This is a genomic window from Thiocapsa sp. C2-2m, assembly GCF_041903745.1.
GTDB classification, from domain to species: Bacteria; Pseudomonadota; Gammaproteobacteria; order Chromatiales; family Chromatiaceae; genus Thiocapsa; species Thiocapsa roseilacustris.
Genome location: NZ_JBBWVD010000029.1, coordinates 17,205 through 35,043 on the forward strand (window position 1 = coordinate 17,205; position 17,839 = coordinate 35,043).

Annotated in this window: 19 protein-coding genes; 9 read left to right on the plus strand and 10 right to left on the minus strand. The window is 63.0% G+C overall.

The window, feature by feature from the left end:
- Positions 1-100 precede the first annotated feature (100 nt).
- The 4 genes from acnD (at position 101) to AADX97_RS20490 (ending at position 5,826) form a co-directional block, all read left to right on the plus strand.
- A complete protein-coding gene (acnD, locus tag AADX97_RS20475) occupies positions 101-2,707 on the plus strand; it encodes a Fe/S-dependent 2-methylisocitrate dehydratase AcnD (RefSeq protein ID WP_374238669.1) in 2,607 nt (868 codons plus the stop codon).
- A gap of 210 nt (positions 2,708-2,917) precedes the next feature.
- On the plus strand, positions 2,918-3,295 hold the full coding sequence (locus tag AADX97_RS20480) for an endonuclease domain-containing protein (protein ID WP_374238973.1): 378 nt from the start codon (positions 2,918-2,920) through the stop codon (positions 3,293-3,295).
- Between the two features lie 144 nt (positions 3,296-3,439).
- The gene (gene prpF / locus AADX97_RS20485) at positions 3,440-4,642 is read left to right on the plus strand and encodes a 2-methylaconitate cis-trans isomerase PrpF (protein WP_374238974.1); all 1,203 of its coding nucleotides are present in this window, start codon (positions 3,440-3,442) and stop codon (positions 4,640-4,642) included.
- A gap of 443 nt (positions 4,643-5,085) precedes the next feature.
- Positions 5,086-5,826, plus strand: a complete 741-nt coding sequence (locus tag AADX97_RS20490; protein WP_374233732.1) for a sulfite exporter TauE/SafE family protein — start codon at positions 5,086-5,088, stop codon at positions 5,824-5,826.
- 93 nt (positions 5,827-5,919) lie between these two features.
- Here AADX97_RS20490 and AADX97_RS20495 read toward each other — a convergent pair whose 3' ends face one another.
- Both AADX97_RS20495 and AADX97_RS20500 read right to left on the minus strand, forming a co-directional pair.
- Entirely contained in the window at positions 5,920-6,054 is a 135-nt protein-coding gene (locus AADX97_RS20495) for a hypothetical protein (RefSeq protein WP_374233731.1), read from the minus strand.
- Between the two features lie 137 nt (positions 6,055-6,191).
- Entirely contained in the window at positions 6,192-6,935 is a 744-nt protein-coding gene (locus AADX97_RS20500; RefSeq protein WP_374233730.1) for a spermidine synthase, read from the minus strand.
- 308 nt (positions 6,936-7,243) lie between these two features.
- On the opposite strand from AADX97_RS20500, the gene AADX97_RS20505 reads away from it, so the two are divergent.
- Positions 7,244-8,236, plus strand: a complete 993-nt coding sequence (locus tag AADX97_RS20505) for a hypothetical protein (RefSeq protein WP_374233729.1) — start codon at positions 7,244-7,246, stop codon at positions 8,234-8,236.
- On the plus strand, positions 8,233-8,859 hold the full coding sequence (locus AADX97_RS20510; protein ID WP_374238571.1) for a YqiA/YcfP family alpha/beta fold hydrolase: 627 nt from the start codon (positions 8,233-8,235) through the stop codon (positions 8,857-8,859). Before AADX97_RS20505 ends, AADX97_RS20510 begins: the two co-directional genes overlap by 4 nt.
- Before the next feature lie 38 nt (positions 8,860-8,897).
- Here the strand turns inward: AADX97_RS20510 and AADX97_RS20515 are convergent, their stop codons facing one another.
- A complete protein-coding gene (locus AADX97_RS20515) occupies positions 8,898-10,103 on the minus strand; it encodes a TraB/GumN family protein (RefSeq protein WP_374233726.1) in 1,206 nt (401 codons plus the stop codon).
- 207 nt (positions 10,104-10,310) lie between these two features.
- Here AADX97_RS20515 and AADX97_RS20520 point away from each other — a divergent pair, with 207 nt between their 5' ends.
- Together AADX97_RS20520 and AADX97_RS20525 are read left to right on the plus strand one after the other, a co-directional pair.
- Complete coding sequence (locus tag AADX97_RS20520) at positions 10,311-10,727, plus strand: hypothetical protein (protein WP_374238570.1); 417 nt, start codon at positions 10,311-10,313, stop codon at positions 10,725-10,727.
- An 8-nt stretch (positions 10,728-10,735) separates the two neighbouring features.
- Complete coding sequence (locus AADX97_RS20525; RefSeq protein ID WP_374233724.1) at positions 10,736-11,803, plus strand: AI-2E family transporter; 1,068 nt, start codon at positions 10,736-10,738, stop codon at positions 11,801-11,803.
- Positions 11,804-11,855: 52 nt separating this feature from the next.
- On the opposite strand, the gene AADX97_RS20530 is transcribed toward AADX97_RS20525, so the two are convergent.
- Together AADX97_RS20530 and AADX97_RS20535 are read right to left on the minus strand one after the other, a co-directional pair.
- Positions 11,856-12,182, minus strand: coding sequence for a multidrug efflux SMR transporter (locus AADX97_RS20530; RefSeq protein ID WP_374233723.1), 327 nt, complete (start codon positions 12,180-12,182; stop codon positions 11,856-11,858).
- 418 nt (positions 12,183-12,600) lie between these two features.
- Complete coding sequence (locus AADX97_RS20535; protein WP_374233722.1) at positions 12,601-13,023, minus strand: hypothetical protein; 423 nt, start codon at positions 13,021-13,023, stop codon at positions 12,601-12,603.
- A gap of 323 nt (positions 13,024-13,346) precedes the next feature.
- On the opposite strand from AADX97_RS20535, the gene AADX97_RS20540 reads away from it, so the two are divergent.
- Positions 13,347-13,661 (plus strand): DUF3301 domain-containing protein, encoded by a 315-nt coding sequence (locus AADX97_RS20540; protein WP_374233721.1) that lies wholly within the window; start codon positions 13,347-13,349, stop codon positions 13,659-13,661.
- A 177-nt stretch (positions 13,662-13,838) separates the two neighbouring features.
- On the opposite strand, the gene AADX97_RS20545 is transcribed toward AADX97_RS20540, so the two are convergent.
- The 5 genes from AADX97_RS20545 to petA all read right to left on the minus strand — a co-directional run bounded on the left by AADX97_RS20545 (position 13,839) and on the right by petA (position 17,784).
- On the minus strand, positions 13,839-14,357 hold the full coding sequence (locus AADX97_RS20545) for a ClpXP protease specificity-enhancing factor (RefSeq protein ID WP_374233720.1): 519 nt from the start codon (positions 14,355-14,357) through the stop codon (positions 13,839-13,841).
- Between the two features lie 11 nt (positions 14,358-14,368).
- On the minus strand, positions 14,369-15,004 hold the full coding sequence (sspA, locus tag AADX97_RS20550; RefSeq protein WP_374233719.1) for a stringent starvation protein SspA: 636 nt from the start codon (positions 15,002-15,004) through the stop codon (positions 14,369-14,371).
- A 217-nt stretch (positions 15,005-15,221) separates the two neighbouring features.
- On the minus strand, positions 15,222-15,950 hold the full coding sequence (locus tag AADX97_RS20555; protein ID WP_374233718.1) for a cytochrome c1: 729 nt from the start codon (positions 15,948-15,950) through the stop codon (positions 15,222-15,224).
- Positions 15,947-17,191: a cytochrome bc complex cytochrome b subunit gene (locus AADX97_RS20560; protein ID WP_374233717.1), complete on the minus strand. Its 1,245-nt coding sequence runs from the start codon at positions 17,189-17,191 to the stop codon at positions 15,947-15,949. The genes AADX97_RS20555 and AADX97_RS20560 overlap by 4 nt, the downstream gene beginning before the upstream one ends.
- The gene (gene petA / locus AADX97_RS20565) at positions 17,191-17,784 is read right to left on the minus strand and encodes a ubiquinol-cytochrome c reductase iron-sulfur subunit (RefSeq protein WP_374233716.1); all 594 of its coding nucleotides are present in this window, start codon (positions 17,782-17,784) and stop codon (positions 17,191-17,193) included. The genes AADX97_RS20560 and petA overlap by 1 nt, the downstream gene beginning before the upstream one ends.
- Between the last annotated feature and the right edge of the window lie 55 nt (positions 17,785-17,839).

Sequence of the window (17,839 nt, forward strand, 5' to 3'; positions counted from 1 at the left end):
CGGCGTTCATGCCCGGCTGTCTTTATCGCAACATCACATCGCCACTCGAGCGCCACGGCGTGTCCGGCGACGTCTTCACTTTCAATACAGTGCATCGATCATGAACAGCGCCCATCGCAAGCCCCTGCCCGGCACCGCCCTGGACTACTTCGACGCCCGGGCCGCCGTCGATGCCATCCGGCCCGGCGCCTATGCCGGGCTGCCGTACACCTCGCGCGTGCTCGCGGAGAACCTGGTGCGCCGCTGCGACCCGGCTGGCCTCGCCGATGCACTCGGGCAGCTCATCGAGCGCCGCCAGGATCTGGACTTCCCCTGGTACCCGGCCCGCGTGGTTTGCCACGACATTCTGGGCCAGACCGCTCTGGTCGATCTGGCGGGGCTGCGCGACGCCATCGCAGAGAAGGGCGGCGATCCAGCACAGGTGAACCCGGTGGTACCGACCCAGTTGATCGTCGATCACTCGCTGGCGGTGGAGTACGGTGGATTCGACTCGGACGCCTTCGAAAAGAATCGTGCCATCGAAGACCGGCGCAACGAAGACCGCTTCCACTTCATTGAGTGGACCAAGACCGCCTTCAAGAACGTCGACGTGATCCCGGCCGGCAACGGCATCATGCACCAGATCAATCTGGAGAAGATGTCCCCGGTGATCCAGGCCCGTGACGGGGTGGCCTTCCCCGATACCTGCGTCGGGACCGACAGCCACACCCCGCACGTCGACGCGCTCGGCGTGATCGCCATCGGCGTCGGCGGGCTGGAGGCCGAGACCGTGATGCTGGGTCGCGCCTCAATGATGCGCCTGCCCGACATCGTCGGCGTGCGCCTGAACGGCAAGCGTCGGCCGGGCATCACCGCCACCGACATCGTGCTGGCCCTGACCGAGCTCCTGCGCACGGAGCGCGTGGTGGGTGCCTATGTCGAGTTCTTCGGCGAGGGTGCCGCCAGCCTGACGATCGGTGACCGTGCCACCATCTCCAACATGTGTCCGGAGTACGGCGCGACCGCATCGATGTTCTACATCGACCGGCAGACCATCGACTACCTCGTGCTGACCGGCCGCGAGCCCGAGCAGGTCGCACTGGTCGAGACCTATGCCAAGACCGCTGGACTGTGGGCCGATGCGCTGGAGAGCGCCGAGTACGAGCGCGTGCTGGAGTTCGATCTGTCCACCGTCGTGCGCAACATGGCCGGCCCGTCCAACCCGCACCGCCGCCTGCCGACCAGCGCACTGCACGAGCGCGGCATCGCCGTGGATCTGGACAAGGCGCTGGCCGAAGAGCAGGAAGGCCTGATGCCGGACGGCGCTGTGATCATCGCCGCTATCACCAGTTGCACCAACACCAGCAATCCGCGCAACGTGGTGGCCGCCGGTCTGGTGGCCAAGAAGGCCAACGCACTGGGGCTGACGCGCAAGCCCTGGGTGAAGACATCCTTTGCGCCGGGCTCCAAGGTCGCCAAGCTGTATCTGGAAGAGGCCGGTCTTCTGGCCGAGATGGAGCAGCTCGGCTTCGGCATCGTCGGCTACGCCTGCACCACCTGCAACGGCATGTCCGGTGCACTGGACCCGAAGATCCAGCAGGAGATCATCGACCGCGACCTCTTCGCCACTGCCGTGCTGTCGGGCAACCGCAACTTCGACGGCCGCATCCACCCCTATGCCAAGCAGGCCTTCCTCGCCTCGCCGCCGCTGGTGGTGGCCTACGCTATCGCCGGTACCGTGCGGTTCGACATCGAGCAGGATGCGCTCGGCCATGACCCGCAGGGCAACCCCATCACCCTCAAAGACCTGTGGCCGAGCGACGAGGAGATCGACGCGATCGTCGCGGCCTGCGTGAAGCCGGAGCAGTTCAAGCAGGTCTATATCCCGATGTTCGATCTGGGCATCGTGGAAGAGGCCAAGAGTCCGCTGTACGACTGGCGCCCGCAGAGCACCTACATACGCCGTCCACCCTACTGGGAAGGCGCGCTGGCCGGTGAGCGGACGCTGAAGGGCATGCGTCCGCTGGCGGTCCTGCCGGACAACATCACCACCGACCATCTGTCCCCGTCGAACGCCATCATGGCCGAAAGCGCTGCCGGCGAGTATCTGGCCAAGATGGGCCTGCCGGAGGAAGACTTTAACTCCTACGCCACGCACCGCGGCGACCACCTCACCGCTCAGCGCGCCACCTTCGCCAACCCGCAACTGGTCAACGAGATGGCCGTGGTGGATGGCCAGGTCAAGAAGGGCTCGCTGGCCCGCGTCGAGCCAGACGGCAAGGTCATGCGCATGTGGGAGGCGATCGAGACCTACATGGGCCGCAAGCAGCCGCTGATCATCATCGCCGGCGCCGACTATGGCCAGGGCTCGTCCCGCGACTGGGCAGCCAAGGGTGTGCGTCTGGCCGGGGTGGAGGCGATCGTGGCCGAGGGCTTCGAGCGCATCCACCGCACCAACCTGGTCGGCATGGGCGTGCTGCCGCTGGAGTTCAAACCGGGCGTCGACCGCAAGACACTCGGGATCGACGGCAGCGAGACCTACGACGTGCTCGGCGAGCGCACACCGCGCGCCACCCTGACCCTGGTGATCACGCGCAAGAACGGCGAACCTGTCGAGGTGCCGGTCACCTGTCGCATCGACACCGCCGAAGAGCTCGCGATCTACGAGGCCGGCGGCGTCCTGCAGCGCTTCGCCCAAGACTTCCTGGAATCCCGCAAGGCCGCCTAAAAAAGCCCCTCTCCACTCGCGGGAGAGGGGTTGGGGAGAGGGGGGAAGGCTCAAGCCAAGGCCCCAGGATAGCCGCACACAAAAGCCCCTCTCCCCCCGCGGGAGAGGGGTTGGGGAGAGGGGGAGAAGGCTCAAGCCAAGGCCCCAGGATAACCGCGCACAAAAGCCCCTCTCCCCCCGCGGGAGAGGGGTTGGGGAGAGGGGGTGAGAGTGGACCAACGCCAATTCGCCAAGACCCTGCGCCAAACCATGACAGACGCCGAGCAACTGCTCTGGCGCCATCTGCGCGCCCATCGCCTGAATGGGCAGAAGTTCCGTCGCCAGCAACCGATCGGCCCCTATATCGTCGATTTCGTGCACTTTGGCGCCCGGTTGATCGTCGAGGCCGACGGTGGGCAGCATCACGGGAGCGATCGTGATTCCGTGCGTGATGCATGGCTCATGGCGCAAGGCTTCAGGGTCGTGCGGTTCTGGAACCATGACATCCTGCAGAATCCGGAGGGGCTGTTGTCGAGTATCCTTGAGGCGCTGGAGCAGCCTGCGCCCCCTCTCCCCCGGCCCCTCTCCCGCGAGGGGAGAGGGGAGTGAATCGAGCGTTTTTAGAGATTTACCCATGACGCGCCGGTTTTTCGGCCTTCCAGCCGCTAAGTCACTGTTCGCGAATGTATTTCTAGCCACTCACCACTCACCACTCACCACTCACCACTCACCACTCACCACTCTATCAATCGTATGCCCAACGTCCCTCAGATCCGTATTCCCGCCACCTACATGCGCGGCGGCACCAGCAAGGGTGTCTTCTTCCGCCTACAAGACCTGCCCGTGGCCGCCCAGGTACCGGGGCCGGCACGCGATGCCCTGCTGCTGCGGGTCATCGGCAGCCCGGACCCCTACGGCAAGCAGATCGACGGCATGGGCGGGGCGACCTCGAGCACCAGCAAGACCGTCATCCTCTCCAAGAGCGGCAGACCCGATCACGACATCGATTATCTGTTCGGACAGGTCTCCATCGACACGGCCTTCGTCGACTGGAGCGGCAACTGCGGCAACCTCTCGGCCGCGGTCGGCTCCTTTGCCATCAGCAGCAGCCTGGTCGATCCCGACCGGATGCCGCGGGACGGCATGGCGAGAGTGCGCGTCTGGCAGGCCAACATCGGCAAGACCATCATCGCGCATGTACCCATGACCGACGGCGCCGTGCAGGAGACGGGTGATTTCGAGCTCGACGGCGTGACCTTTCCCGCCGCCGAGGTGCAGTTGGAGTTCCTGGACCCCGCCGACGAGGGTGATGGCGAGGGCGGCGGCTCCATGTTCCCGACCGGCAACCTGGTCGACGACCTCGACGTCCCCGGTGTCGGTACGCTCGAGGCGACTATGATCAATGCCGGTATCCCGACCGTCTTCGTGAACGCGGCGGCGATCGGCTACACCGGCACGGAGCTGCAGGACGCCGTCAACGGCGATGCCGATGCCTTACAGATGTTCGAGACCATCCGTGCCTATGGCGCGCTGCGGATGGGCCTCATCAAGGATGTCGCCGAGGCCGCGTCCCGCCAGCACACCCCGAAGGTCGCCTTCGTCGCCCCGCCCGCCGTCTACGTCTCCTCCAGCGGTAAGCAGGTCAACGCCGGCGACATCGATCTGTGCGTACGCGCACTCTCCATGGGCAAGCTGCACCACGCCATGATGGGCACGGCCGCCGTGGCGATTGGCACCGCCGCAGCCATCCCTGGCACCCTGGTCAACCTGGCCGCCGGCGGCGGGGAGCGCACCTCGGTGCGCTTCGGTCATCCCTCGGGTACCCTGAGGGTCGGCGCGGAAGCAACCCTTGTCAATGGCGACTGGACCGTGACTAAGGCCATCATGAGCCGCAGCGCCCGGGTGCTGATGGAAGGCTGGGTGCGGGTGCCGGGAGACGCCTTTTATAGTGGTTAGGGGTTCGGGGTTCGGGGTTCGGGGTTCGGGGTTCGGAAATTATTCTTGAACAGTGACTTAGGAACCGTTCAAAAAATAAGTAAAACAACTCGACGAGCGATCTTGCCACATACGTCGTTATCGTTATCGTTATCGTTGTCGTTGTCGTGATCGACAACGACGACGATTAGGTTTGGTGCTCAACTTATTTCTGACAGGTTACGTAGCGACCGTAGTACCGGCGCGTATTGAGTATCAACTGGATCAGGCAATTGTCCGCTTCGTAAACCGATCCGGTTCATTCGCGAGCGTCCGCCCCTGCGAGGCGGACGCCGACACCGATGTCCTCCTCGTCTCTTATGAAACGATGCGCCCGGCACCCGCCGGGCTTTTTTTCCCGGGACATCAGGCGACCGGATCTCAGCTGCACGCCAAGGCGGATACCGCAGGAGACGAACGGAATCTTGGATACATTCGCATTGATCGATCTGGCAGCGATCGGGATCCTGCTGATCGCTGCCTTCGTGCACGGTGCCTTCGGGTTCGGCTTCCCGCTGGTCGCAACGCCACTGCTGGTTTTGCTGATGGACATGCGCGCGGCCGTGCTCCTGACACTCATCCCGACCATTGCCATCAACCTGGTCAGCATCGCGACGGAGCGACGTTGGCTCGAAGCGCTGCGCCGCTTCTGGCCAATCCCGGTCTTCACGGCCGTGGGCAGCCTGATCGGCACGCGGATCCTGCTGAACGTCGACCCCGAGCCCTTTCGGCTGCTGCTGGCGGTGGTGTTGATCGTCTTCCTCATTTTGCAACGCAAGCACGGCGATGGCCCCGAGCAAAGGATCCCGCACTGGGGACTCGCGGTGCTGGGATTGGGGATGGGCCTCCTGGCCGGCCTGGTGAACGTCTTCTCGCCCATCGTGGTCGCCTTCGCGCTCTACACCAGGATGCATCCGGGTCTGATGGTCGCGACCTTCAACCTGAGCTTCATCACCAGCAAGAGCGGTCAACTGACCGGATTCGCGCTCCAGGACGCACTGGATCCGACAATCATCCAGCTGGCGTTGCTGGCACTGCCCGCCGTTTTGGCCGTGCTGTGGATCGGTATTCGGGTGCGCCGCCGACTCGATCAAGGGACCTACCGGCGTTGGTTGAACAGGGCGCTTTGGGTAATCGCCGGTTTGCTGATTCTCGACTCCGTCTGACGCCGACGGCACCGGCGAACGACAGGCCCACGGTATCGAAGCCGCATGCGCTGTCGCCCTGGGTCGAGACCGGCGCCGATCCGGCTCGGCAGACTACTTGGGACCCTTATTCGTAAAGGACTGGAATGTCTCGACGATTCGGTCTTGAATATCCTTGGCCCAAGGCGGCTGCGGCCAATTCCAGCCGACGACGATACCGATGGCGAGTGCAATGAGAACGGCGAACATCTGGTCTCCTCCAGCGTGATTGATGGAAAGTCAAAACCACACAACCCGTTCCTGCATGAGGCTGCATACCCATTATCACAAAAACTGTGTGGATTTATACCCTCTACTTTTCTTCCGAGTTTCAACCGCAACCAAGCTCAGTGCGGCTGCTCCGGACGAAAACCGAGGATCTGCAGCAGCACGCCCGTCACGGCTCCGCCGAGCATTCCGCCGAGGAACCCGGGCGGGACAGCGCTCAGGATCTGATTCGCTGAATCCTGCGCGTTGCTGCCCATCAGGTTCGAGGTCGTACCGCCGACGATCCAAACGCTGGCTCCGACCACGGCCGCGATCAGTCCAGCGACCACGGGGGCCGACACGACCGCCGGAAACCAGCGTGCGCTGTGCGCAACCAACCACCGCTCGGAGACTTGGAAAAAGGTCCCGACCAATGCCACGACGCCAGCCGACAGCACGAACATGCTGAACCGGATACCCAGGGAAGCAAACACGAACGCCATGATGCCGCCGGCCAACACGCCCGCAATCAGGCCGGTGAGGGTCTCGGCGAGCGGCCGCCCTCCGCCGGTGATCATCCACGCAAAGAAAACGCCGGCCAGAACCCCGCCCGCGCCCGCCGTCCCGGCGATCCACAGGAGCTCGACACTCTGCCCGCTGACGATCAAATAACCGATTGACGCCAGGATACCGGCCATGGCGCCCATCAGTGCCAAGGGCATGGCGCTGTAAAAGGCCGATGTCGTCATCGCCGCTGCCGCCGCCGCGATGACCAAAGGCTGCCAACCCGTGACCCCGAGAATAGAGAGGACCTTGTAGAGACCGCTGAACAACGCGCCGAACACCGCCCCCGCGAGACCCCATACAAAGAGTGTCGTAATCATGGATGCAATCTTGTCCTTCGCTCGCATATCCCCTCGGCGAAACGTCTCGGTTCTGTTCTTGAAATCACGCAGGACCCATCATCGCGGCGTCGACCGAGAGGAGGACACCTGAATCGATACGGTCGTTGCGTGTGCGACTCAGAACGCCACTATAGTCCAGCGGCGCTCGATGTCATAGGCATGCCGCCGAACCGACACTGCAGGGTATGCGATCTCGGCCCGCAACCGTGGGGGACGAGGATCGAGATTGCGTACCCCGCGGAAAACCGGTATCACTCGCCTTACCCGCCCAGGACCCCGACCCAGGCATGCCCACACAACCCAAGAACGGCACGCGGCGCATCATCCTCGACGAGGAGCGCGTGTATTACGACGGCTACTGGATCAAGTCCTACGAGCCGCCGCGCGACACCCTCGAGACCAAACGGCGCCTGATCCAAGCGCTCACCCGACGTCTGTTCAATCACGTCGAGCACGGCATCAACATCCCGGGCTCCCGGCTCGAGGAGGCACGCGCGGCCTACACCTCGGAAACCGATCCGGAGCGTAAGCGGGTCAACGGGGCCATGCTGGCCGGTGCGCTCTTCAACCGGGCTGCGGATATCTTTACCTGTCTTGTCGACCTGCAATCCGCCGGGGTCGCGATCGGACCCGACAATAGTCTGATGCGTGAATGCGGCGATGGCCTGGTAGAAGCATTGGAGCTCGGAAAGATGGTCCGGCATCGCAGCGGAGACGAGGGGATCGACGAGCTCTGGGGCGAGCCGTTCAAGGCGTTTTCCATGTCGATCGAGGACTTCTACGACAGCCGTTATCTCAAGATCGCCATGACCATGCGCGACATCGATCGCATCGCGACGATCCTGAAGGACACCTTTGCGGGCACTCGCCAGCTGACCGACATCGATCCGAAGATCGACGCGTTGGCCGACGCCGCCAAACGCAAGTGCGAGATCCTGCGCACCGACCCGGCCATTTTCGATGTCTGGCCGACCTTCGCGGTCGCGATGGATCGACTCGCGCGAACGGCCCCGGTGCTGCCCGGCAACGCGAGCGCCGCGGCCACGCGCGAGGCGATGGACGCCGTCGCACTGTTGCGCGAGGGGACCGAGCTCATCGGCTCCGTCGTACGCGCACGGGTGCCGATGCCCAAAAGTACCCGCGAGTTTATCGATCGGTGCAATGTGTTTCGACTGACTTTTTTCGATGCCCCAGCGGGCGCGATCGAGTCAAAGACGACGCGCGCCCCGCTCGCCTCATGCCCAGACGACCACCTCGAGTTTCAAGAGCGAGCGCCTTGACCCCGGGCACCCGGCGAGGCGAGGGCCCGGACGACATGCTCGTTTACATCCACGGACTCAACAGCTCGAGCCGATCCTCCAAGGCCCAGCGCCTTCGCGAGCGCTTGGCCCCGCATCCGGTCGTCGCCGTCGACTATCCGGCGCACCGCCCGAGGGATGCCGTCGCCGTTCTCACGGACTTCTTCGCCACGCTTCTCGGCCAGCACGGGGGCATCGAGCCGGCCGTGGTCGGAAGCTCCATGGGCGGCTTCTACGGCCAATACCTGGCCCGCCGGTTTCGGTTCTCGCATCTGTACCTGATCAACCCGGCACTCACGCCCTGGAGCCTCTTCCGAGAGCACATCGGCGAGATCATGACCACGGCGGACGGAGAACGCTATCAGGTCAGCGAGGCATTGATCGAGAGCACCCGACCCTACGGCATCGCTGCACCCTGCGACGGCACTCCGAGCACCCTGTTTCTGGAGCGCGGCGACGAGGTCATCGATGCGCGTATCGCCGAGCGCATCTATGCACGCTGCGGCCGTCTCTTGGTCTGGGAGGGCGGAGATCATGCATTTCAACACCTCGACGAGGCGATCGAGACGATCCGGGGCCATCTCGACGGCCGGGCAGGATTCTGATTCCCGTCGTCGCGTCTTCGTAAGCCGCGGACAAGCCATCAGGGAACGCCGACGTTATACAATTGATCCACGATATGAAAGCCGGCAACGTAGGTGCCGATTCCGGAACCGAGGGTACTAAAGAGAAACACGAGAAAGACCCGGGCGACACGGTTGTGCCACCAGCCGCGCAAGGTCACGACATCGAGACGCAGCCGACCGAAATCCGATACTCGGGGCTTGCGCATCGAAAGCTCGACCGCACCCGTGACCATACCTGCGCCGATGGTCGGATTCAGCGAGGTCAGCGGCGCGGCGAGAAACGCCGTCACCACCGTCAAAGGGTGTCCGCCGGCGAGCAAGGCACCCAAAGCGGAAAGCCCGCCGTTGATGACGATCCAGGCCGCGACCAAGCCCCACCCCAAACTGGTGCTCTGAGAAAAGCCGAAGGCGAAACCGCTCAGGATCAATACGACCAGACCCCATGACAGGAAGCGCGGCCAACGGCTCGGCGGGGGGACCTCCTCGAGCGATCGCGTGACCGCGGCGGGGTCGGCGGCCTCCGTCTCCAACGCCTCGGCGATACCCTTCAGGTGCCCGGCGCCCACGACGGCCAAGACCCGCTTCACGCCCGCCCGCGCAGGCTCGCTGCGCAGCTTTGCGGCCATGTAACGGTCGCGTTCCTCGATGAGGGGCACGAACAGATCCCGCCGATCATGGGCAAACTCGGCAAATGTCGTCTCCAGGACGTCACCCTCCTTGAGCCGCTCGATCTCCTCCTCGCTGACCTTCTCGGAGGTCAGCATGGCGGCCAGGAGTCCCGTGAAGAGGGTGTAGCGCTTCCACCAGCCGAGATTGGCCGAGATGCGCTTCAGGGTGACGCCGATCTCACGATCGATCAGCAGGACCGGCAGGCCCAACTCTTTGGCGACGCGGACCGCCGTGCGCTGCTCGGCACCGGGCTCGATCCCGAACTGATCGGCCAGACGCTGCTGATAGGCCGACAAAGCGAGATTCGCGACCACCATGTAGACGCGCCGCTGGCGGATCACCGAAAAGAGGTCCATCTCCGAGAGCGACTTGGGATCCATCAAGGCGCTGAAACGACTGCGACACAGCTCCACGGCCACCGCGTCGTACTCCCCGCTCTGCAGCAGGACGCGGACCTCTTCCTCGCTGGCTCGCGAGACGTGGGCGGTTCCGAGAAGTGTGAGCCGCACATCGGCAACGGCGATCTCGCGTTTCGGCTCGATGGATTCAGGCATCGCTTTTCAAGATCGGTTAGGGGCAAAAAGTTCGGTCCGGAATGATACCGCAGATCCGGATTCGTCCCGACGTTGGTCGCGCCGGGGGCTTGGATTATCATGCGTCCGGACATGAGATCGATCTTCGAGGGCGCGATGGCTCAGCCGAAAGGATCAATGCAGTGGCCGCGAGCGCCCGGGCAAATACCGCGCTCGATCGTCTTGCTGATGTTTGCCGTGCTCCTGACAGGCCTGTCGGGCGTCGGCTGTGCGGTCGTGGAGAAGGACCGGCGCGCCGTGGCACTCCAGGCCGCCACCAACGGCTATCAATCTGCCCTGCGCTGGGGCTATTACGATACGGCGTTCGGATTCATGCATCCGGATCAACGCAAGAGCGGGGAGCTTCCGGAGGCATTCGCGGAGCTGCGCGTGACCGGCTATGACGTGACCCAGCCGCCGGTCATCCAGGCCGACGGGAGCGCCAATCAGGTGGTCATCATCGACTATCTGTTCGAGGACGCCCAGGTCGTCAAACAACTGACCGACCGACAGGTCTGGCGGTGGGACGAGGTGACGAACACCTGGTGGCTGTATTCGGGCCTACCCAGGTTCGCATCGGTCGGAACGGGGCGAGCGACACGCTAGCGCGACGCATGGACTCCACTCCCGTATTCAGCCCTGCCACGCGCTTCCTGATCGCGGCAGCGGCCTTCATCGTCATTGTCGCGGGGCTGAGGGCGGCGTCGTCCTTGGTCACGCCCTTTCTGCTCGCCGTCTTTATCGCCGTCATCGCAACGCCGCCGCTGCGCACGCTGCGCAGTCGGGGGGTGCCGAACTGGGCCGCGATGCTGCTGGTCGTCCTGGCGATCGCCGGTCTCGGAAGTATTCTTGCGATCCTGGTCGCCGGATCGCTCGACGGTTTCAAGGCCAGCCTCCCGGAGTACCAGGAGCGCCTGAAGCTGCTGATCGACGACCTCGCGCGATGGCTCGACGGCATCGGCTTCCATACCTCGCGCGAGGCCCTGCAGACCTATATCGACCCCGCGCGCGTCTTGCAAATGGCGGGAGACCTGGTGTCCGGGCTCAGCGGGGTGCTCGCCAACGCCTTTCTCATCCTGCTGACCGTGGTCTTCATCCTGCTCGAGGCCGCCGGGCTACCGGCCAAGCTGCGGGCTGCTCTAACATCGCCGGGCACATCGACCCGGCAGATGCATGTCGTCCTCGACAGCATCAACCGCTACATGGGAATCAAAAGCCTCACCAGCCTTGGAACCGGCGTACTCCTGTGGGCCTGGTTGACAATCCTCGGGGTGGACTACGCGGTACTCTGGGCCTTGATCGCCTTTCTGCTGAATTTCGTCCCCACGATCGGCTCCATCCTGGCCTCGATTCCGGCCGTCTTGCTTGCTCTCGTTCAGATCGACCTACAGAGTGCACTGCTTGTCGCGCTGGGTTATGTCGTGGTCAATACCCTGATCGGGAGCATCCTGGAGCCGAAAATCATGGGATACGGTCTGGGGCTCTCCACGCTGGTGGTCTTCGTCTCGCTGGTATTCTGGGGGTGGGTGCTGGGACCGGTCGGCATGTTTCTGTCGGTCCCCCTGACCATGTCGCTCAAGATCGCGCTGGACACCAACCCGCAGACACGCCCGATCGCCATCATGCTGGGGCCCGAGATCAGAGAGCCGCATCGAAACCGCCCGCTCGGCCCTCCCGATTGATTCGCGGAGACCCACACACGCACACACGCACCGCCGCCGTTCTGGCTTGGGCCTAAGGCCCGGAGACCAGTTTCAACCCGACGATGCCGAGCACGATCATGCCCACGAAGAGAAAACGCAGCAGGGTGGCCGGCTCGGCGAAGAGGACGATCCCGATGGCAAAGGCCCCGACGGCGCCGATGCCAGTCCAGACGGCATACGCGGTTCCCATCGGAATGCTCTTCTGCGCAATAAGTAAGCAGGCACCGCTCGCCAGGATGCAGAAGACAGCGAATCCGATCCAGCCCCAGCGCAGGCCGGAATCCGTCATCCCGAGCTTCAAGCCGACGGGCCAACCCCATTCGAACATACCGGCAACGACGAGATAAAGCCAAGCCATGAGCGATCCCGACCGACACCTTCACACGACGGTACAGCGATCGCCGAACCTCAAATGATGGTGTGAATGAAACAATCCGCCCGCAACCCGGCGGCGGGTACCAAGGCCGCGTACCGGCGACGACGACACGAGCCCGAGACACACACCCGACCTGGGCGCTCGACCTGTGCAGCAGAGCGGCCCGAACCCCTTAACCGCAAAAAAGCCCTCTCCCCTCGCGGGAGAGGGGTTGGGGAGAGGGGGGGGATGGCTCAGCCGAGGTCCCGAACACCGCACAACAAAACCCCTCTTCCCGCGACGCGGCGGCGCAGCTTAGGTGATTTCCGGGAAAGCATCGACCAACATGTAGGGGCGACTTTTGTCGCCCGGTAAGCATTGGCAACACGCACGGCCGGGATGATCATTCCCGGAAATCGCCTTAGGCGTCCGAGAACATGGCTTCCAGACGCTCGATCTCGCCACGCAAGGCGTCGGAGACCGATTCCTTCATGGCGGATAGCTTATCCAGCAACTCACGCGCCATCCCTTCCTTGTCCTCCGCCAGGAAGCTTTTGATCTGCTCGATCATCTCCTTAGCCTCCGTCTCGGCGCGATCTCGCAACGCCTCGGCCTGCTCCATCGCCGCAGCCGCCGCTTCCGAGGACGCCTCCTTGGCCTCGGTTACCATCTCGCCGACAAGATCCGATGCCTCCTTGGCCACTTCACCCGCTTGGTCGAGCATCCTCGACTCAGCTGCGGGCGGCGCGACGGACTCCTCGACCGGTGCTTGGTCCTGGCCGCAAGCGACCAGCCCGATGGCCGTGCATGACAGAACGACGGCCGACAGGATATGTCTCTTCATCTCGGTCACTCCGTGGTTGTCGCAGGGCCGACAGTATATACCGAGCGCAGCTGACTTCATCGCCGCATTGCACGTCCCGCGCAACCTGCTTTCCGAAAAACCCTCGCGCGCTCGGTATACTCAACCTGCCGGTGCGCGCACAGCTGCTTGAACCGCTGGCCGCGCGGATCGCGCACGCGTTCAGGTTCCGTACGCAACCCGGCCGGGAATCCGAGCCGGGAGACGTTACCGCATGTGCTGTCCCGCCATCGGGAGAACATCGCCCTTGCGTGAACCCGTCTTCACAGAGGCCGCCCACCCGTTACACTTGAGGAGCTGTTTGAATGAGCAATCTGCTCGCCGTCTTTTTTCTGCTCTTGCTCGGCTGGTTCTGGCTCGACAGCATGCGCGCGCGCGAGATCGCGACGGAGGTCTGCAAAACCGCCTGCAAACAACGCAATCTGCAATTTCTGGATCAGACGGTCGCGATACGGCGTCTCGGTCTCGCCTGGCGGTCGGAAGGCTTGAGGCTGCGCCGCGTCTATCGTTTCGATTTCAGCGAAGAGGGCGTCGGACGCCGCAATGGTTACCTGGTGATGCGGGGGATGACGCTCGAGGATCTGAGTTTCGGTTTACCGACACAGGCGCAGGACGCCTGAACCGTGCCGGTAGAGACCCATCGCGCGACCACAGAATTTGCGCTTCGCATTCACCCGAGACGTCGCAGCCGACGTGGTTCAGAGTATTTGGAGTCTGTCGGGTAGATGCGCGGTAAATAAGATGGTGATGTGTGAATTCGGATCCCCCGAACGAGGGGCAAAAGCCGGGAACAGCGCTTACTTGACGACCTTCAACGTCGGACCGCCACCCTTGCCTTTCCCTTTGCCCGAGGGCGATTTAGGACCTTCGGATCCTTGGGGGCGCTGAATGCCCCGGGGCCGACCGACCGATCCTGGTTTGCTTCGCTTGGGCTCGACTTCCGCGGCCGAATCGGCCTCGGGCGCGGGCTCGCCGGGAAGCGGATAGGCCAACTCGGGGAATACCATTCCCTGACCGTTTTCACGTGTGAAGATACCCAGCACCGCTTCGACAGGAAAATAAACGTCGCGAGCCACGCCGCCGAAACGCGCGTTGAACTCGATCTGCTCGTTTCCAAGGACCAGAGCCCGCACCGCGCTCGGCGACAAATTGAGCACTAGACGCTCGTCTTCGACGAACCCCTTCGGTGCCTGTACGCCGGGATAGCGGACATCCACCACCAAATGCGGCGTCATATCGTTGTCCAGGATCCATTCGTAGATGGCCCGGATCAGATAAGGCTTCGTCGATGTCATGGTGTCGGTCTCGCTCTCCATCGGGGCATCCATCAGGACAGGTCCGCGATCATCTCCTTCTCGGCCTCGGTAAGGCTCTTACGGAAGGCATCGCAGGCAAAGATGCGTCGCATGTAGACCCGCAGCGCCTCGGCCTGGGGCGGTAGCTCGATACGCAGGACCGGAAGCCGCCACAGGAGTGGTGCGATGCAGCAGTCGACCAGAGAAAACTCTTCGTTCATAAAGAAGGTATGGGCGCCAAAGACCGGCGCGGTGACCACCAAGCTCTCGCGCAATTCCTTGCGAGCTTGCTCCGCTTCATCCGGACTCCCCTTTCGGATCCGACCCATCAGGGTGTACCAATCGCGATCGATGCGGTACATGAACAGCCGGGCGCTGGCGCGCGAGACGGGGTCCACAGGCAGCAACGGGGGGTGAGGGAAGCGCTCGTCGAGATACTCCATGATAATCCGCGACTCGTAGAGCCGCAGATCCCGATCGACTAGCGTCGGCACTGTCCCGTAAGGGTTGAAGTCCATCACCTCGTCCGGCAGGTCATTCGCATCGACGTCGACCACGTCGACTGCGATACCCTTCTCGGCGAGCACCATGCGAACTCGGTGGCAGTAGGGACAGGTGGGATCGGAAAATAGCGTCATCACGGATCGTCTACTCGCAGCCACAGCCATTCTTCCCTTCGTCAGCGTGTGGACAAAGCCCGGCCGGGCCCGAGGAACAGGTATCGCCGACCATCCGGGTCAGCTGCCTTGAGCATTGCGCTCATGAGTAAAGGGTGCGGCGGGAGTCAGCGGCCGGCAAGAAGGTGTGTCCCGCCGGACCTTCAACAGGCATGGGGACCCGCATCGGCCTCGAATGGATCGAAACCGATGCGATTCTCGACGACCTTTAGTGGACGTCTTTCCAGTATTCCTTCTTCAGCGCAAAGGCCACGATGAAGAAGAGACCGAGGAACAGCAGGACGTAGATACCCATCCTGCGCCGCTCCATCTGGCTCGGCTCGCCCGCGTAGGTGAGAAACGCGGTGATGTCCCGAACCATATTGTCGTATTCCTCAGGGGCCAAGCTTCCGGGTTGCGTCAGCTGCACGCCGGCAATGGTCGGCTCGTGACCGGCATGCTCTTCGACGATCGCCTCCTGCACACCTTGCAGATCCCCGAGGACGTGAGGCATACCCACCAGCGGGAAGATCACGTTGTTCACCCCATAGGGCCGCGAAGGATCAGCGTAGTAGCTCTTCAGGTAGGTGTAGACCCAGTCCGGACTGCGCCAGCGCGTCACCAACGTGAGGTCGGGGACCGCCGTGCCGAACCAGGCCTCCCCGTCGGCGGGCCGCATCGAGTTCTTCATCATGTCGGTCGGCTGGGCGTCGCCGAACAGGAGGTTCTCGCGCAGTGATGTATCGTCGATGCCCAGATCGTCCGCCATGCGTGAATAGCGCATATGGCTGAGCGAATGACACGCCATGCAATAGTTGACGTAATACTTGGCCCCGCGCTGCAGTGAAGCCTGATCGTTCAGATCGATATTGGCTTTCTCCAACTCGACATGGCCGCCCGCTGCGAAGCCTACGGCGGGCAGCAACAGAACCAAGGTGGCAATAAGCAGCTTTCTCATGAGGTGACCCTCTCCGGAACGGGCTTGGTCTTGTCGATCGAGCTGTAGATCGGCATCAGCAGGAAAAAGGCGAAATAGATGGCCGTGAAGATCTGCGACAACAGGGTCAGGAAGGGATCGACCGGTTGCAGTCCGAGCCAAGCCAGCACGATGAAGGAGATCGCGAACAGCCCCGTCATGACCTTGAAGATCGGGCCTTTGTAGCGCATCGACTTGACCTTGCTGCGGTCGAGCCAAGGCAGCGCGAAGAGGATCAGGATTGCCGCGAACATCACGACCACGCCCGGGAATTGGGATCCGAACATCGGCGGCACCGCTCGCAGCATCGCGTAAAACGGCGTGAAGTACCACACCGGCGCGATATGCTCGGGGGTCTGGAAGGGGTTGGCCGGCTGGAAGTTCGGCGCCTCGATGAAGAGTCCGCCCATGGTCGGGGCGTAGAAGACGATGGCCGAGAAGATCGCGAGGAACACGACCACGCCGACCAGATCCTTCACCGTGTAGTAAGGGTGGAAGGGGATCCCGTCCGCCGGTGCCTTGTCGCTCCAGCGATTACCCTTGGGGCCTTCCTTGATCTCGACGCCGTCCGGATTGTTGGAGCCGACATGGTGCAGCGCCACGATGTGCAGGAACACCAAGGCTGCCAAGACGAACGGCAAGAGGAAATGGAAGGCGAAGAAGCGATTGAGCGTCGTATCCGAGATGACGTAGTCACCGCGCACCCAGACTGCAAGGTCCTCGCCGACGACCGGAACCGCCGCAAACAGATTCACGATGACCTGCGCACCCCAGAACGACATCTGTCCCCAGGGCAGAAGATAGCCGAAGAAGGCAGTCGCCATCATCGCCAGATAGATCACGACACCGATAATCCACAGCAGCTCGCGCGGCTTGCGGTAGGAGCCCCACAGCAAGGCACGGAACATGTGCAGATAGATGACGATAAAGAAGGCGGATGCGCCCGTGGAATGGATGTAGCGAATCAACCACCCCCACTCGACATCGCGCATGATGTATTCAACCGACGCGAATGCGTCAACGGCCGACGGCTTATAGCTCATCGCCAACCAGAGGCCGGAGACGATCTGGATCACCAGCGTCAAGATCGCCAGCGAGCCGAAAAACGACCAGAAGTTGAGGTTCTTCGGGGCGTAATACTCTGAAAGATGTGCCTTCCAGGTCTCCGTCAGCGGGAATCGCTTATCGATCCAGCTGAGGTTCTCGGACTTTTCTGCGCTCATCAAGCCGCTCCTCGATCCTCACCGACCAAGATGGTGGTGTCGTTGATGTAGGTGTGCACGGGAATCACCAGATTTGTAGGGGCCGGAACACCCTTGTAGACCCGGCCGGCAAGGTCGAATTTGGAGCCGTGGCAAGGGCAGAAGAACCCCCCGCGCCAATCGGCACCGAGATCCTCGGCGGCAAACTCCGGCCGAAAGGTCGGAGAGCAGCCTAAGTGCGTACAGATCCCGATCACGACGAAGTACTGATCCTTGATGGAGCGCATCGGGTTCTGGCAATACTCCGGCTGCTGCGGCACGCCTGACGCCGGATCGACCATCAGGCCGTCCAATGTCGGCAGCGCCTCGAGCATCTCCGGTGTACGGCTGACGACCCAAACCGGTTTACCGCGCCATTTGACGCGCAGAATCGCGCCCGGTTCCAGTTGGCTGATGTCGGCCTCGACCGGCGCACCTGCGGCACGCGCCTTGGCGCTCGGGTTCATCGACGCAATGAATGGGACGAGGGCGAAGCCGGCTCCGACGGCTCCGACCACGCTGGTCGCGGCGACAAGCACACGCCGCCTGGTTTTGTTCACGCCTTGTGCGCTCATAAGCCACTAACCCCCGGCTGGCGCGAGCCCCATGACCAGCTCATCGGCTGGCGGC